The sequence below is a fragment of the Streptomyces sp. IBSBF 3136 genome (assembly GCF_036815105.1).
In the GTDB taxonomy this organism is placed as follows: domain Bacteria; phylum Actinomycetota; class Actinomycetes; order Streptomycetales; family Streptomycetaceae; genus Streptomyces.
Genome location: NZ_JAJSZC010000002.1, coordinates 46,732 through 62,629, shown reverse-complemented (window position 1 = coordinate 62,629; position 15,898 = coordinate 46,732). Strand labels below are relative to the sequence as shown.

The 15,898-nt window shown below is 72.5% G+C and carries 17 protein-coding genes; 5 read left to right on the top strand and 12 right to left on the bottom strand.

Annotated features, from left to right (window positions below):
* Positions 1-218: 218 nt before the first annotated feature.
* Positions 219-1,436, top strand: coding sequence for an acyltransferase family protein (locus V7E45_RS00805; RefSeq protein WP_333772080.1), 1,218 nt, complete (start codon positions 219-221; stop codon positions 1,434-1,436).
* A 1-nt stretch (position 1,437) separates the two neighbouring features.
* On the opposite strand, the gene V7E45_RS00800 is transcribed toward V7E45_RS00805, so the two are convergent.
* Positions 1,438-2,088 carry a TetR/AcrR family transcriptional regulator C-terminal domain-containing protein gene (locus V7E45_RS00800; protein ID WP_333772081.1) on the bottom strand — a complete coding sequence of 217 codons (651 nt, stop codon included), beginning with the start codon at positions 2,086-2,088 and terminating at the stop codon, positions 1,438-1,440.
* A gap of 69 nt (positions 2,089-2,157) precedes the next feature.
* On the opposite strand from V7E45_RS00800, the gene V7E45_RS00795 reads away from it, so the two are divergent.
* Entirely contained in the window at positions 2,158-3,534 is a 1,377-nt protein-coding gene (locus V7E45_RS00795; RefSeq protein WP_443055887.1) for an FAD-dependent monooxygenase, read from the top strand.
* 62 nt (positions 3,535-3,596) lie between these two features.
* Here V7E45_RS00795 and leuE read toward each other — a convergent pair whose 3' ends face one another.
* Together leuE and V7E45_RS00785 are read right to left on the bottom strand one after the other, a co-directional pair.
* Complete coding sequence (gene leuE, locus V7E45_RS00790) at positions 3,597-4,256, bottom strand: leucine efflux protein LeuE (RefSeq protein ID WP_333772082.1); 660 nt, start codon at positions 4,254-4,256, stop codon at positions 3,597-3,599.
* 72 nt (positions 4,257-4,328) lie between these two features.
* Positions 4,329-5,909, bottom strand: a complete 1,581-nt coding sequence (locus V7E45_RS00785; protein ID WP_333772083.1) for an acyl-CoA mutase large subunit family protein — start codon at positions 5,907-5,909, stop codon at positions 4,329-4,331.
* An 82-nt stretch (positions 5,910-5,991) separates the two neighbouring features.
* On the opposite strand from V7E45_RS00785, the gene V7E45_RS00780 reads away from it, so the two are divergent.
* Positions 5,992-6,822 carry a L,D-transpeptidase family protein gene (locus V7E45_RS00780; protein ID WP_333772084.1) on the top strand — a complete coding sequence of 277 codons (831 nt, stop codon included), beginning with the start codon at positions 5,992-5,994 and terminating at the stop codon, positions 6,820-6,822.
* Positions 6,823-7,114: 292 nt separating this feature from the next.
* On the opposite strand, the gene V7E45_RS00775 is transcribed toward V7E45_RS00780, so the two are convergent.
* From V7E45_RS00775 to V7E45_RS00735, 9 genes are all read right to left on the bottom strand, one after another.
* Complete coding sequence (locus tag V7E45_RS00775; RefSeq protein ID WP_333772085.1) at positions 7,115-8,224, bottom strand: hypothetical protein; 1,110 nt, start codon at positions 8,222-8,224, stop codon at positions 7,115-7,117.
* On the bottom strand, positions 8,224-8,886 hold the full coding sequence (locus tag V7E45_RS00770) for an RNA polymerase sigma factor (protein ID WP_333772086.1): 663 nt from the start codon (positions 8,884-8,886) through the stop codon (positions 8,224-8,226). The genes V7E45_RS00775 and V7E45_RS00770 overlap by 1 nt, the downstream gene beginning before the upstream one ends.
* Positions 8,887-9,180: 294 nt before the next feature.
* On the bottom strand, positions 9,181-9,999 hold the full coding sequence (locus V7E45_RS00765) for a hypothetical protein (protein ID WP_333772087.1): 819 nt from the start codon (positions 9,997-9,999) through the stop codon (positions 9,181-9,183).
* 102 nt (positions 10,000-10,101) lie between these two features.
* Positions 10,102-10,734, bottom strand: coding sequence for an RNA polymerase sigma factor (locus V7E45_RS00760; protein WP_333772088.1), 633 nt, complete (start codon positions 10,732-10,734; stop codon positions 10,102-10,104).
* A 162-nt stretch (positions 10,735-10,896) separates the two neighbouring features.
* Complete coding sequence (locus V7E45_RS00755; RefSeq protein ID WP_333772089.1) at positions 10,897-11,793, bottom strand: L,D-transpeptidase family protein; 897 nt, start codon at positions 11,791-11,793, stop codon at positions 10,897-10,899.
* Between the two features lie 179 nt (positions 11,794-11,972).
* Entirely contained in the window at positions 11,973-12,398 is a 426-nt protein-coding gene (locus V7E45_RS00750) for a hypothetical protein (protein ID WP_333772090.1), read from the bottom strand.
* The gene (locus V7E45_RS00745; protein ID WP_443055889.1) at positions 12,395-12,790 is read right to left on the bottom strand and encodes a hypothetical protein; all 396 of its coding nucleotides are present in this window, start codon (positions 12,788-12,790) and stop codon (positions 12,395-12,397) included. Before V7E45_RS00745 ends, V7E45_RS00750 begins: the two co-directional genes overlap by 4 nt.
* A 216-nt stretch (positions 12,791-13,006) precedes the next feature.
* Positions 13,007-13,588 carry a hypothetical protein gene (locus V7E45_RS00740; RefSeq protein WP_333772092.1) on the bottom strand — a complete coding sequence of 194 codons (582 nt, stop codon included), beginning with the start codon at positions 13,586-13,588 and terminating at the stop codon, positions 13,007-13,009.
* A 73-nt stretch (positions 13,589-13,661) separates the two neighbouring features.
* A complete protein-coding gene (locus V7E45_RS00735) occupies positions 13,662-13,985 on the bottom strand; it encodes a hypothetical protein (protein WP_333772094.1) in 324 nt (107 codons plus the stop codon).
* Between the two features lie 718 nt (positions 13,986-14,703).
* Between V7E45_RS00735 and V7E45_RS00730 the strand changes: the two genes are divergently transcribed.
* Together V7E45_RS00730 and V7E45_RS00725 are read left to right on the top strand one after the other, a co-directional pair.
* A complete protein-coding gene (locus V7E45_RS00730; RefSeq protein WP_333772094.1) occupies positions 14,704-15,027 on the top strand; it encodes a hypothetical protein in 324 nt (107 codons plus the stop codon).
* Between the two features lie 73 nt (positions 15,028-15,100).
* Positions 15,101-15,682, top strand: a complete 582-nt coding sequence (locus tag V7E45_RS00725; RefSeq protein WP_333772092.1) for a hypothetical protein — start codon at positions 15,101-15,103, stop codon at positions 15,680-15,682.
* Positions 15,683-15,898 lie beyond the last annotated feature (216 nt).

Here is a 15,898-nt window from a genome sequence, read left to right as displayed (position 1 = left end):
ATTCCATGTGTTTACCGAAGCGTGGGGGTGGATGGAGAAACTAGGAAGGCAAAACGACGTCCGGGTGAACGAACTCGAACGGCGGGGCGAATGGTTGGACTGTCAACCAAGGCATTTCCGTGATTCGCCCAGGTGCAGGCGAAACAGTCGCTCAGGGCCGCAGATTTTCACCGGAAAAGCGAGATGATCAGGATTGTTTCGGGTAGGGGCCGGGCACCATGTCTGCTTCCTCTCCCGCTCTCGCCGCGGGTTCGGCGTCCGCCGCGCCGGATCCGTCCGCCGCCCCCGCCACTCCGCCCGGCCCCGCCGGCCCGGCCGCTCCCGGCCCGCGCCGGGGCCGGCTGCTCGCCCTGGACGGCCTGCGGCTGGTGGCCGCCCTGATGGTCTGCCTCTACCACTACGCCGGGCGCGGCGGCACGGTGTCGGCCTCCTGGCACCAGTCGCCCGCGCACGTCTTCCCGGCTCTGTCCCAGGTGGCCGCGTACGGCTGTCTGGGCGTCCAGTTCTTCTTCGTCATCAGCGGTTTCGTCATCTGCATGAGCGGCTGGGGCCGTACGCTCGGCGACTTCGCGCGCTCCCGCATCGCCCGCCTCTACCCCGCCTACTGGGTCGCCCTGGTGCTGGTCACCGGCGCCGCGCTCGCCCTGCCGGCCGTCGTGCACGCGGTCCGACCGGACGAGTTCCTGGTCAACCTGACGATGCTCCAGCAGCCCATGGGCGCGCCGCGCGTGCTGGGCGTGTGCTGGACGCTCTGGGTGGAGGTCCGCTTCTACGCGCTGTTCGCCCTGTTCGTCGTCGCGCGCGGGGTCACCTACCGCCGGGTGGTGCTGTTCGCCTGCGCGTGGACGCTGGCCGCGGCGGTGTGCCGCACCTCGGGCAACGAGTTGACGGACCAGCTGGTCATGCCGGAGTACGCGCCGTTCTTCGTCGGCGGGCTCGCCCTCTACCTGATCCACCGCTTCGGCGGCGACCTGCTGCTGTGGGGCATCGTGGCCGCCTCCTGGCTGCTCGGGCAGAGCACCGCCACGCGCGCGCTGTGGCACCCGGGCGCGCACGGGGACCTCGTCCGCGACCCGCTGGTCATCCTGTTGGTCGTCACCCTGGCCTTCGCCGCCGTGGCGGCCGTGGCGCTCGGCTGGACCGGCCGGGCGAACTGGCCCTGGCTGGCCACGGCCGGGGCGCTGACCTACCCGTTCTACCTGGTCCACGAGCACCTGGGCTGGTTCGTCATCCGGGTGCTGCACCGGGGCCTCGGCCTGCCCGCGTGGCCGACGCTGGTGGCGACGGTGCTGGGCATGCTGCTGCTCGCCTATCTGATGCACCGGTTCGTGGAGAAACCATTCGGCCCGCGCCTGAGGAAGGCGCTGAAGAATTCCCGTACACCGGGAATTCAGGCCAGGTTCACCCTGACGAAAGACGGAAAACGGAGCGACTGAATCAGGTGATTCCGTAGCGCGCCTGGATACCGGCGATCACCAGCGCGAGACCCTCCTCGAACTGCTGGTCCCAGTCGTCGAAAAGCATCTTTCCCGCCTCGGCCGCGAGCGGGAACTCGGCCAGGCGCCGGGCCCGCTCCTCGATGCCGTACCCCTCCCGGCGCTCACCCGGGAGGGGCCGCACACCCTGCTCCTCGGTGACGAACCCGATGGTGAACATGGCGGCGGTCCGGGCCGCGTTGACCGCCTGCGGCAGGGTGAGGCCGGCCGCCGTCAGGACGCGCAGGTGCGCCTCCAGCTCATGTCCGTGGTCCGTGCCCGTGAAGCGTGAGCCGCTGAAGACCTTGGCGCCGTCGCGATAGCCGAGCAGGGCGGCGCGCAGCCCGCGGCTGACCGCGAGGAGCCGCTCCCGCCAGGTGTCCGCGGGATCGAGCGCCGTGCGCGCGACCATCCGCCGGTACATCTGCGTCGCCATCTCGTCGAGCAGCGCCTGCTTGTCCTTGAAGTGCCAGTACAGCGCCGGGGCCTTGACGTCCAGCTCCTTGGCGATGGCGCGCAGGGTCAGGCCGTCGAGGCCGACCTCGTTCAGCAGCCGCAGAGCCGTGTCCGCGACCCGGCCGCGGTCCAGGGGGGTGCGTCGTTCCGTACTCACGCTTGACAGCTTAACAGCGTTAAGGGCAGCCTTGCGGACGACAGCACTTAACGACGTTAAGGAGAAATCATGCTGGATGTCCTGATCGTGGGGGCCGGTCCCACCGGCCTGGCCCTCGGCGTCGACCTGGCCCGGCGCGGGGTGGACGCGCTGGTGGTGGAGCGGGCGGCGGAGCTGTTCCCCGGCTCGCGCGGCAAGGGGGTCCAGCCGCGCACCCAGGAGGTCTTCGACGACCTCGGCGTGCTGGACGCGGTCCGCGCGGCCGGTGGCCCCTACCCCGTGCGGATGGTCTGGAAGGACGGTGAACGAGTCGGTGAGCAGCCGATGTTCGAGCCCGTGCCGGCCGACGAGGGGTCGCCGTACACCGAGCCGTTGCTGGTCCCGCAGTGGCGGACCCAGGAGATCCTGCACGCGCGGCTCGTGGAGCTGGGCGGCCGGGTCGTCTTCGGACGCGAGGCGACGGGGCTCGAACAGGACGCGGAGGGCGTCGAGGTGCGCTTCGCCGACGGCACGGCCGTCCGGGCCCGGTACGTGGTCGCGGCGGACGGCGGGCGCTCGGCGGTGCGCCGGGCGGTGGGCGTCGGCATGAGCGGGGAGAGCGTCGACCCCAGCCCGTTCGTGGTGGCGGACGTCCGGGTGCGGGGCATCGACCGGGAGCACTGGCACACCTTCCCGGGGGCCGACGACACCGGCGTGATGCTCTGCCCGCTCGCCGGCACGGAGGACTTCCAGCTGACCGGGAAGCTGCCGGAGGGCACCGAGCCCGAACTGACCCTCGACGGCGTCCGGGAACTGGTCGCCGCGTACACGCACCTCGGCGCGGACGCCGTCACCGAGCTGCACTGGGCCTCGGACTTCCGGCCGCGTGCCGCGCTCGCGGACCGCTTCCGGGCGGGCCGGGTGTTCCTCGCGGGCGACGCGGCGCACGTCCACTCGCCGGCGGGCGGGCAGGGACTGAACACCAGCGTCCAGGACGCCTACAACCTGGGCTGGAAGCTCGGCGCCGTGCTGCGGGACGGAGCGCCCGGGGCGCTGCTGGACACCTACGAGGAGGAGCGCCGTCCGAACGCGGCGGCCATGCTGGGCCTGTCGACGGGCGTGCACCGCGGGCAGGTGCGGCGGGGCGCGGCGACGGTGCAGCTCGGGCTCGGGTATCCGCAGTCGTCGCTGAGCGAGGAGCGGCGTGCCGCCCCGGCCGGGGTCCGGGCCGGCGACCGGGCGCCGGACGGCGTGGTGGACGGCGCTCGGCTGTTCGACGCCTTCCGGGGCCCGCACTGGACCCTGCTGGGCGCGACGACGACCGCCGCGGGGGTGCGGTCGCTCCCGGCCGCGCCCGCCTCGTACGGCCCGGGGATCTTCCTGGTCCGCCCGGACGGCTACGTCGCCTGGGCGGGCGACACGGCGGCCGGCCTGGACGAGTACCTCGCCCGGGTCGGCCGCCGCTAGGACCCCGCGCGACAGGCGCCGCCAGAGCCCCGCGCGACCGGCGGCCGGCCCCGGGCTTCACGTCACGTGCTGGCGAGCGAGAGCTTCACCGCGAAGCCGAGGAACAGCGCGCCCGCCGCCGAGGTGGCCGTCGCCGAGAGCCGCCTGCGGCGGCGGAAGGCGGCGGCGAGGCGGGTGCCGCCGAAGATCAGGGCGCTCAGGTAGAGGAAGCTGGCGAGCTGCGCGAAGGCGCCGAGGACGACGAAGGACAGGGCGGGATAGGCGTAGCCCGGGTCCACGAACTGCACGAAGAAGGCGACGAAGAACAGGATCGCCTTGGGGTTGAAGAGACTGACGACGAACGCCCGGCGCAGTGGCCGCTCGACGGCGGGCGCCGGGTCCTCCTCGCTCGCCGCGTTCTCCAGCACCCGCTCACGCCGCGTCCGCCACATCTCCCGGGCGGCCCGCAGCATCCCGATCGCCAGCCAGGTCAGATAGCCGGCACCGGCGTACTTCACGATGCCGAACAGCACCGCGTTGGCCTGGAGCAGGGAGGCGACCCCGGCGGCGGACAGCGTCATCAGCACGGTGTCGCCGCACCAGACGCCGGCGGCGGCCGTGTAGCCGGCCCGGACCCCGCGCCGGGCGGCCACGGACAGCACGTAGAGGGAGTTGGGGCCGGGCAGCAGGACGATCAGGACGAGACCGGCCAGATAGGTGGGGAGATCGATGACGCCGAACATGGCAAGGAGTGTCGCACGGGCGTGCGACAGCGCCCACGGCGCAGGTGGTCGGAAGGCGCCTCGGGAAGCGGCCTAGAAGGCGTCGGACGGCACGTACGCCCCCCACACCTCACGCAGCGCCCCGCACACCTCCCCCACGGTCGCGCGCGCCCGCAGCGCCTCCTTCATCGGATAGAGCACGTTGTCCTTCCCCTCGGCCGCCTTCCTCAGGGCGTCCAGCGCGGTGTCCACCGCCGCCTGGTCCCGTTCGGCGCGCAGTTGGGCCAGCCGCTCCGCCTGCCGGGCCTCGATCGCGGGGTCGACCCGCAACGGCTCGTAGGGTTCCTCCTCCGCCAGCCCGAAGCGGTTGACGCCGACGACCACCCGCTCGGCCGCGTCCGTCTCCAGCGCGATGCGGTAGGCGTTCCGCTCGATCTCCGCCTTCTGGAAGCCGCGCTCGATCGCCGCCTCCGCGCCGCCGAGGTCCTCGACCTTGCCCATCAGCTCCAGGGCGGCCGCCTCGACGTCGTCCGTCATCCGCTCCATCGCGTAGGAACCGGCGAACGGGTCCACGGTCGCCGGTACGTCCGTCTCGTACGCCAGCACCTGCTGGGTGCGCAGCGCCAGCCGCGCGCTCTTGTCCGTCGGCAGCGCGATGGCCTCGTCGAAGGAGTTGGTGTGCAGGGACTGGGTGCCGCCGAGCACGGCGGCGAGCGCCTGGACGGCGACCCGGACGAGGTTCACCTCCGGCTGCTGGGCCGTCAGCTGCACGCCCGCCGTCTGGGTGTGGAACCGCAGCATCCAGGACTTCGGGTTCCTCGCGCCGAAGTCCTCCCGCATCACCCGCGCCCAGATCCTGCGCGCCGCGCGGAACTTGGCGACCTCCTCGAGCAGCGTCGTACGGGCCACGAAGAAGAAGGACAGGCGGGGGGCGAAGTCGTCCACCTCCATGCCGGCCGCCACCGCGGTGCGGACGTACTCGATGCCGTCGGCGAGCGTGAAGGCGATCTCCTGCGCGGGGGACGCGCCCGCCTCCGCCATGTGGTACCCGGAGATCGAGATGGTGTTCCACTTCGGGATCTCGGCGGTGCAGTACTTGAAGATGTCGGCGGTGAGCCGCAGGGAGGGCTTGGGCGGGAAGATGTACGTGCCCCGCGCGATGTACTCCTTGAGGACGTCGTTCTGGACGGTGCCGGTCAGCCGGTCCGCCGGTACGCCCTGCTCCTCCGCCACCAGCTGGTAGAGCAGGAGCAGCAGCGCGGCCGGGGCGTTGATCGTCATCGAGGTGGAGACCCGGTCCAGCGGGATGCCGTCGAACAGCACCCGCATGTCCTCGATCGAGTCGATCGCCACGCCCACCTTGCCGACCTCGCCGTGCGCCAGGGGGGCGTCGGAGTCGTGGCCCATCTGGGTGGGCAGGTCGAAGGCGACGGACAGACCGGTGGTGCCGTGCGCGATGAGCTGCCGGTAGCGGGCGTTGGACTCCGCGGCGGTGCCGAAGCCCGCGTACTGGCGCATGGTCCAGGGGCGGCCGGTGTACATCGTCGGGTACACCCCGCGGGTGTAGGGGTACGTGCCCGGTTCGCCCAGCTTCCCGTCCGGGTCCCAGCCGGTCAGGTCGCCCGGCCCGTAGACCGGCTCGATCGGCAGCCCCGACTCCGATTCACGCGCCATGGATGCCTCCGGAAGTACGTTCTGTCACCTCCTCACCATGCCCCGTAGTTCGGCGGCGGTCACGCGGGGAAGCATCCCCGGCATGAGGATCCCGGGCAGACCCGCCGCCGTACTCGTCTCGGTCGCCGCCCTCGCCGCGCTCAGCGGCTGCACCGTGCAGCCCCCGGACGGGGACGGCAAGCAGCGCTCGCCGGTGCACGTCCTGCTGCCCTCCGGCAAGGCCCCCGGCCCCGCCGGGACGCGCTCGCACCGGCCCGCCGCCCAGCCGGCCCGGCCCTCGGGCCGGGTGCTGTGGTCGCGCGGGGACAGCGGCACGGGGGTGCGCGAGCTGCAGGCCCGGCTCCGCCAGGTCGACTGGCTGTTCGACGGGCCGACGGGCAGCTACGACGATCTGACCGAACGGGCCGTCGCCGGCTTCCAGGGCAAGCGCGGGCTGCCCCGCACGGGCGAGCTGGACACGGCCACCTGGCAGCGGCTGCTGGCCATGACGCACCGGCCGGGCCGGTGGGAGCTGTACCTGATGGGCGGTCAGCCGGCCGACCCGCCCGATCCGCGCTGTCTGACCGGCCGGGTGCTGTGCATCAGCAAGACCAGCCGGACGCTGCGCTGGATGATCGACGGACGCACGGTCGAGACGATGTCGGTCCGCTTCGGCGCCCTGTACAGCCCGACCCGCGAGGGTGTGTTCCGCGTCTACTGGAAGTCACGGCACCATGTGTCGACGCTCTACGACTCCCCGATGCCGTACGCGATGTTCTTCAGCGGCGGCCAGGCGGTGCACTACTCCTACGACTTCGCGGCACGCGGGTACGCGGGCGGTTCGCACGGATGCGTCAACGTGCGCGACGAGGCGGCGATCTCTGAGCTGTTCGCCCAGGTGAGGGTGGGCGACAAGGTCGTCGTCCACTGGTGAGGGATGCGGGGGGGGGGGGGGGGGGGGGGGGGGGGGGGGGGGGGGCGCGGCGCGGGCGGGCCCGCCCCCCCCCCCCCCCCCCCCCCCCCCCCCCCCCCCCCCCGCCAGGTGCACGAGCCGTGGGTACGGGGGGAACCCCGGCTCAGTGCGACGGCCGATGACCAGTCGGCTCACTCATTACTGCGTCGCGGCCGCCGAAAACGTCACACCCTTCGTGAAAAATCTTTCCGGAGTGGACGGAAGCGCAGGTCAGCGGCGTGATCGAAGATCCGGTCCGGCTGCCACGGAAGGCTCAGAGCGCGCTGTAGGACGGGCTCGGCGAGGGGGCCGGCGCGGTCGGCCGCCGGCCCGGGGTCACGGGCGCGAAGGCCGAGGGAGCGGGAGAGACGACGCTCCCCCGGTGACGGCCGCCATGACCGCCCTGGTCACGGCCGGGGCCCCGGCCCGGGTGGCCGTCGTCGTCGCCCTGGCCGTTGCCGTCGCCGTTGCCTCCCCCTTTGCCGTCTCCTTTGCCGTTCCCGTCACCTTTGCCGCTGCCGCCGCCCTGGCCCTTGCCCGCACCGGCGGAGCCGTTCCGCTCCGCGAGGACGGCCCGGCAGTACCGGGTGACCCGCACCGGCCCGCCCGCCAGGTTCTCCAGGACTCGCCTGCGGTCGGTGCCCAGCTCCTTGCCGTCGCGCAGGTCGCGGCAGGCCGCGGCGGCGTCCCGCCACCAGGTGCCGGAGGTAGGGGACGGGTCGCCGGAACCCGGCGTCACCTGTGCGCCGGCGTCCCGGCCCGGCCCGGCGGCCGAGCCGGAGGGGCTGCCGCCGAGGGACGGGGCGGCGCTGCCGTCGGGCGTGCCCGGGGCGATGTTCAGCGGGGGCCGCGGCGAGGACGTGGCGGTCGGGCGGCCCGAGGACTGCGCGGTGGACACGGAGGTGACCGGTCCCGGCCGCTCGTCGCGGAACGGGTTCGGCAGCACTCCGCCGCCGGCGGCCACGGCGACCCCGCCGAGCGTGCCCGCGGCCACGGCGGCGGCGAGCGCGAAGCGCACCGGACGGGCCCAGCGCGGGCGCCGGCACCGGCTTCCGCTACGGGCCGGCCGGCCGATCCGGACCAGGCCGGCGTCCGCGTCGCGCGCGCCCGTGCCGGAGCCGCCGCCGGTGCCGCCGGCGCCGAACGCGGCGGCGGCCCGCTCGGCCTCGGCCTCCTCACGGACCTTGCGGAACGCGGCCAGCGCACCCTGCTCACCGGGGAGTTCACCGGTCGCGGGTGCCGCCTCGGCGGCGAGCGCGCCCAGTGCCTCGGCGAGCTTGCGGGCCTGGTCAGGGGCAGCGACGTCGACGGCTTCCAGCGACTCACCGCGCAGCAGACGTTCCGCCATGTCACCGGTAAGCCACTCGTACTGCTCGTCGGCCATCACATGTCCTTCTGCGTCCGCGCACGTGTATGCGTCACAGTGGCGGACGTCACCGCGCGACGGCGCGGTTCTCGCTGGGGCGGGAGGGCGTCGAGGCCGGCTCCCGATTCCGGATCGTCGCCGAGCAGCTCTGCCAGCCGCTTCAGGCCACGGTGTGCCGCGGTGCGCACGGCGCCCGCGCGCTTGCCGAGCGTCTCGGCCGCGGACTTGGCGTCGAGGCCCACCACCACGCGGAGCACGACCGCCTCGGCCTGGTCCTGCGGGAGCCGCGCGATGAGCGACAGGGTGCGGTCGGTGGTCAGGGCCTCGATGGCCTCGCCGGCCGTGTCGGACTCGGCGGCCCGGCCGGTCAGCTCCGTCTCGTCGCCGCCTATCGCGGGGCGGCGGCCGCGCATCCGTATGTGGTCGAGGGCGCGGTTGCGGGCGATCCGGGCGGCCCAGCCGCGGAACCGGTCCGCGTCGCCGCTGAACCGTTCGAGGTCCCGGGCTATCTGGAGCCATGCCTCGGAGGCCACGTCCTCGGCGTCCGGGTCGCCGACCAGCGTGCGTACGTATCCGAGCAGCCTCGGGTGCACCGCGCGGTACACGGCACGGAACGCGGTCTCGTCCCCGTCCTGTGCCGCACGCACCGCGGTGGTCAGCTCCGCGTCGTCCCCCAGCACCGCACTCCCTTTACGCCTTTGTTCGGTCCGGCGCGAAAGGCACGTTACGGCGTGAAACCGCTCCTCGTCCATGTCCGTAGAAGATGCAACTAACTCGTGACTCAGTGCGGGACGACAGGGTGTGACAGAAACCGCACTCATGGCGCTGAAGGAAGTACGGGCCGCCGAGCGGTCCGCGAGCGCGACGGCCGGGGCCTCTCCTGTGGGGGGTGGCGGCCCCGGCCGTTGCCCCGGTCCCCGGCTCCCGCCTGCTTCGCGCGGGTTCCGCGACCCCCCTGGCGGGGGTGCCCGGACTCACTTCTTCGCGCCGGCCTTGCCGTTCCCGCCACTGCTGGCGTTGTCGCCGCTGTTGGCCTTGTCGCCGCCGGGGCTCTTTCCGTTGCCGCTGCCGCTGCCGCCGTTGCCGGTGCTGCCGCTGCCGGCCCTGCCGCTGCCGCCGCCGTTGTGCGAGGCGTCGCCCCTGCCCGCCGCGGACGCGTCCGCGTGCGCGAGCCGTTCGGCGCAGTAGGCCGGGACGCTCGCCTCGCCGCCCGCGGCCGCGACCAGCCGCCGCCAGGCCGTCGACGCGAGCGCCTTGCCGTGGCCCTCGACCTGCTCGTAGGCGCGGCAGTGGGCCAGGGTGTCCTCGGCGGTGGCCGGGTGGTCCCGGCGCGCCGACGGCGCCCCCGGCCCGGGGGCGTGCGGTGCCGCGCCGGGCTGTCGCGAGGCGCTCGCCGAGGGGCGGGCCGGGTGCCGGTCGCCGTCGTGCTCGCCGGACCCGGCGGAGCCGATCGCCGCGAAGGCGACGCCGCCCATCGTGAGGCTCGCGACGAACACGGAGAGCGCGGCCTTCGGCGAGAGCCGTCCGAGGAACCGCGGCCGGGGCCGCCAGTCGTCGCGGCGCCGGGTCCGGGTCCGGTGCGCACCGGAGTCCCGGGCGGTGCGGAACGCGGCCACGGCGCGCTCCTCGGCACCGGCGGCGAACGCGTCCCGGCGCAGCACGGCGGCGAACCGGGCCTCGAACTCGCTGTCGGCGGCCGCGTCGCCGCCGGACGGGACCGGTCCGTCGACGAGGCCGGCCGGGTGCGCGTGCCGGCGCCGGGGCGGCCCGTCGCCGCTGTGCCGTTCACCCATGTCCGTTCCCGTTCCTGGTCCGTCCGGCCCGGCCGCGCGGATCCGCCGCGCGCCTCGCTCCACTTGCTCCCGTGGAGGTATACGGCCGATGGCCGTCGCCGTTCATTTCGACTCCCCCAGCGTGCTGGGACCGTCATCCGTCACACCCGCGTCCGCGGCGTCCTGGGCGCCCAGCTGGCGGGCGAGCCGTTTCAGCCCCCGGTAGGCGGCCGTGCGCACCGCGCCGGGGCGCTTGCCGAGGACGCGGGCGGCGGCGGGGCCGTCCAGGCCGACGACCACCCGCAGCAGGACCGCCTCGGCCTGGTCACTGGGCAGCCCGCGCAGCAGGGCCAGGGCGCGCTCGGTGGACATGGCCTCCAACGCCTGCTCGTACGTGCTGTGCGGTCCCGGCAGGTCGAGCACGTCCTGCTCCAGCGCCGTCCCCCGGGGCCGTACCCGCTGTCTGCGCAGGTGGTCCAGGGCCCGGTGCCGGGCGATGGTCGCGGTCCAGCCGCGGAAACCGGCGCCGTCCCCCTTGAACCGACCCAGGTCGCGGGCTATCTCCAGCCAGGCGTCGGAGGCCACGTCCTCGGCGTCCTCGCCGACGAGCCCGCGCAGATAACCGAGCAGCCCCGGCTGCACGATCCGGTAGGCCACCGCGAAAGCGCTCTCGTCACCGTCCTGGGCCCGCGCGACGGCCGCGCCCAGCTCCCCGTCGCGCGCCTGCTGGCGACGGGGCTCTTTTCCCTGGCCCAAGAACCGTCCCCGTCCGTACCCCGCCCGGGCCCCTGCCCGCGCTCGCACCGAATCCGCATCGTGCGACACGGCCGCCCGTGTCCTCACCGTGATCAGCGTCGGAGCTCACAGATTTGTCACAGCCCTCAGCGGTCGCGCCGGTCACACACGGCGGCGGCTCCGTCAGCCGATGGCGATACGCGGATGCGCACCGGGCCGTATCCATCCCATGATCAGGTCCATCGTGGCGCGCGGCACGGACACGCAACCGGCGGTCGCGCCCTGACCGTTGACGTGCAGGAAGATCCCGGCACCCCGGCCGGGCACGGCGGGCCACCGGTTGAAGTCGATGACGAGCGCCTTGGCGTACTGCACGGGGTGGTCGACGAGGTGCTCGCTGCCCCGGTCACCGCTCTCGGTGAGCGGGAAGTCCGCGCCGGCGGTGGCGTGCATCGAGTTGTAGTACTTCGACTCCGGGTCCTCGACCCACCAGTGTGCCGAGTTCACCCGCGTGTACGGCATGCTCGTCCCGCCCGCCTCGACGCCGAAGCCCTCGGTGAGGGTGTAGGTCCCGGTGGGAGTGGTGTACGTGCCCTGCCGCCGGGTCGACCCGGCCACGACCCCGTTGGACCCGACGCGCCCGGCAGTCGTGCTGAACTGCGCCTTCCATCCCGAGGCCCCCTTGGACCAGGCGGTGACCGTGGCGTACGAGCCGCTGGCCTTTACGGTGATGAGCTGGGTGGCGTTGCCGGGGGTGGCGGGGACGGGGAAGTGGGGCGTGCTGACGGCGGCGGGAGCCTCGGGGCTCTGGCGCGTGCCGACGGCGGCCGGCGAGCCGGTGCGCGAAACGGAGGCGCTCGGCTTGGCCTTCGCCGAGGCGGACGCGGAGGCGGAGGCGGAGGCGGACGTGGAGGCCGAGGGTGTGGCGGAGGCGGAGGCAGACGCACTGGGCGCGCCGGAGGCCGCCGACGCTTCGACGGCAACGCTCCCGGCCGCGTCACCGGACTCAGCCCCTGGACCGTCGCCTCCTCCCTGTCCACAGGCCGACACCAGCAGCAGGGCGCCGGCGACGGTCAACACGGCGGAGCACGTACGGGCACGGGAGCGCGAAGAGGGCAGCACGAAGAGACCCTTCGATGGGCGGCAACGGAGGCAAGCGGAGGCGCGGCCGAGAACGGCGGGCCGGAACGAGCGCCGGTTATACAGGAGTTGGAATCGTCACCGCGAACGGCCGAACAAAGGAGACTATTCGCCGACTGTCAGTGCCGCCTCCTACGCTGCCCCGCACCGACCGAAGAGCACGGAGGGAAGGCATCGGTATGGGCGGACTCCGAGCGGCTGGCCTTCCCGAGGCGGGCACAGGGCAGGTGCACGGTGCTCTGCACGGACGGCGAGCCGACCCACATCAGCTCCTGGGGAGTCCCAGCTGACTGACACGCCCGCGCGTTCTCGAGGAACCGGCGCCCCTGGGCGTCGTACGCCCACAGCCCGAGGTAGTGACTCTCCCAGGCCACATGCGCGACGATCAGGCCCGGGGCGTTCGCCTGCCGGAGAACCACCGCGTAGGGCAGCCCCGCGGCATCACGCGCCGCCGCCACCGAGGCGTCGATCGGGCCGAGAACGGCTCCGCGCCCGGAGTCCCACCCCTCGCCGTACGCGACGTCGATGATCCGCCGGCCGGTCACCGGGCCGCAACCCTCCGCGCCCGTCCGTGCAGGGTCAGGTAGAAGGTCTGCAGGGACTCCTCGGGGCCGCCCACCTCGAAGCGGTTGACGACCTTGCCGAGGGGGTTCCAGACCCGCCCGTCCGGCATGCGCACACCGACCGGCTGCCCGAAGTAGCTGCGCTGGTCCGCGTCGAAGTCCACCCACACCGCCCCCGCGCGGCGCACGAGCACCTCACCGACGTACGCCCCGAGGCCGAGCAGAGCGTTCCGGGCACCTTCCCGGTCGGCACCGCCCTTGCGGAGCCCGTCGACGAGGAAGTCGACGACCCGCAGACTGCGCTCGGAGTAGTCCAGGGGCAGCCGGTTGCGGGTGGTGACGCGTGCGAGGAAACCCGCCGCGCGGGACCGCATCTCGACCGCGCACGGTACCCGTTCGTCAACTTCAGCCACGGTTTCGCTCCCCCTCTGATCGACGAGGGAACTCAGGAGCGCGTTCCCCCTCGTTGATCAAGCGGATACCTGGCCTTGAACATCACAGGGACACATGCGTGTCATGTACCACACAAGAAAGTCACGAGGCTCGTACAACCTTTTGACCGACGGTGTGTCGGCGTCATACGTGGCGGGTCACTCCGCCCCGGACGGCAGGGCCACGGTCCCGCCGAACACCCCCCGGTTGTCGGCCCGCACCTCCTGGCTCACCGTGATGTCGCCGCCTCGGAACGGCACGAGGAACGTGAACGTGTAGCGGTGTGACGTGACCCGGTGCCCCTGCGCCTCGTCACCCAGGTCCCACGTCTCGGTGAGGCTCTTGAGCGTGATCTCGCTGTCGGTCGCCGTCACCCCCGCCTTGCGCAACTGAGCCAGCGTGGGCTCCACTTCGCGCACGCCCCGCTTGAGCGCGGGGCGGTTCCGTGCGGCGGGCAACTGCCATCCGGACGCGCTGACCCGAAGCCGCAAGCCCGCCCCCGTACGGCTCACCGTCGCGCTCTTGGCGTACCCCGCGAACGCGTCCAGTTCGGCCAGGGGATCCTCGACCTCATTGGCGATGTCAGGGTCGGAGAGCGGCCCCTGCTTCCACCCCTCGGCGCCCTCCTTGACGTAACCCGTGCCGCCGACGACGTACACCGCCTCGGGCTTGTACTCGCCCTTGCCGGTGGTGACGGTGCCGGTCTGGTGGAGCGCGACCGGGGCGGTGGTCCGATGCACGGTCGCGGCGTACGTCGCGCTGGACGGCGCCTGCCCCTGCATGACGGCGGGGGAGACCCGGTCAGCGTCCGATTCAGGCGTACACGCGCTTCACCACGGCCTCGCCGTCAGCATCCGCGAGAGCGTAGAAACGCTTCAGGTCACTCAGACGACGACGCAGGTCGGTCGCGACATACCCGGCGTCACCGAAGAACTCGAGCTTCTTGCGGTGCCGCTCGAGGTGCTCGTCGAAGTCGATCCCTCCCAAGTACGCGTGCGCGCCGCGAACGCCGTCGGCGTCCAACCAGATCATCACGTCCACGGGGGTCTGGAAGCTGGCCACGTGGACGCCGCCAAGAACGGGCAGGGACTCGGGATCGGTGGCGGGAAATGCCTCTCCGGTGAGCAGCACATTCATAGGGCGCCATTCCTCAGCGAGGCTGCAAAGCCTCCCGGACTCGATCTCGCGAGCGAAGACCTCATTCTGGCGAGTCGCAGTGAATCCGCCCTCCAGAACGGGGATCCCGCGATGCAGTTCGTCCGCCGGAACCCTGCGCATGCGCAGCGAATTCCCCATCATCACTCCGTAACTCGATATACGTTCACGATTCCACCGCCGAAGCCGCGGCCTTGGCATGATCAGGGTACGGCAGGGGCCGCACGGCACCCATGCACCGCATGGAACTCCTTTCTCCGTGCGGCCCTCCGCCCACTCCTCGGGGTGGGGGGGGGGGGGGGGGGGGGGGGGGGGGGGGGGGGGGGGGGGGGGGGGGGGGCGCCCCCCCCCCCCCCCCCCCCCCCCCCCCCCCCCCCCCCCCCCCCCCCCCCCCCACCCCGAGGAGTGGGCGGAGGGCCGCACGGAGAAAGGAGTTCCATGCGGTGCATGGGTGCCGTGCGGCCCCTGCCGTACCCTGATCATGCCAAGGCCGCGGCTTCGGCGGTGGAATCGTGAACGTATATCGAGTTACGGAGTGATGATGGGGAATTCGCTGCGCATGCGCAGGGTTCCGGCGGACGAACTGCATCGCGGGATCCCCGTTCTGGAGGGCGGATTCACTGCGACTCGCCAGAATGAGGTCTTCGCTCGCGAGATCGAGTCCGGGAGGCTTTGCAGCCTCGCTGAGGAATGGCGCCCTATGAATGTGCTGCTCACCGGAGAGGCATTTCCCGCCACCGATCCCGAGTCCCTGCCCGTTCTTGGCGGCGTCCACGTGGCCAGCTTCCAGACCCCCGTGGACGTGATGATCTGGTTGGACGCCGACGGCGTTCGCGGCGCGCACGCGTACTTGGGAGGGATCGACTTCGACGAGCACCTCGAGCGGCACCGCAAGAAGCTCGAGTTCTTCGGTGACGCCGGGTATGTCGCGACCGACCTGCGTCGTCGTCTGAGTGACCTGAAGCGTTTCTACGCTCTCGCGGATGCTGACGGCGAGGCCGTGGTGAAGCGCGTGTACGCCTGAATCGGACGCTGACCGGGTCTCCCCCGCCGTCATGCAGGGGCAGGCGCCGTCCAGCGCGACGTACGCCGCGACCGTGCATCGGACCACCGCCCCGGTCGCGCTCCACCAGACCGGCACCGTCACCACCGGCAAGGGCGAGTACAAGCCCGAGGCGGTGTACGTCGTCGGCGGCACGGGTTACGTCAAGGAGGGCGCCGAGGGGTGGAAGCAGGGGCCGCTCTCCGACCCTGACATCGCCAATGAGGTCGAGGATCCCCTGGCCGAACTGGACGCGTTCGCGGGGTACGCCAAGAGCGCGACGGTGAGCCGTACGGGGGCGGGCTTGCGGCTTCGGGTCAGCGCGTCCGGATGGCAGTTGCCCGCCGCACGGAACCGCCCCGCGCTCAAGCGGGGCGTGCGCGAAGTGGAGCCCACGCTGGCTCAGTTGCGCAAGGCGGGGGTGACGGCGACCGACAGCGAGATCACGCTCAAGAGCCTCACCGAGACGTGGGACCTGGGTGACGAGGCGCAGGGGCACCGGGTCACGTCACACCGCTACACGTTCACGTTCCTCGTGCCGTTCCGAGGCGGCGACATCACGGTGAGCCAGGAGGTGCGGGCCGACAACCGGGGGGTGTTCGGCGGGACCGTGGCCCTGCCGTCCGGGGCGGAGTGACCCGCCACGTATGACGCCGACACACCGTCGGTCAAAAGGTTGTACGAGCCTCGTGACTTTCTTGTGTGGTACATGACACGCATGTGTCCCTGTGATGTTCAAGGCCAGGTATCCGCTTGATCAACGAGGGGGAACGCGCTCCTGAGTTCCCTCGTCGATCAGAGGGGGAGCGAAACCGTGGCTGAAGTTGACGAACGGGTACCGTGCGCGGTCGAG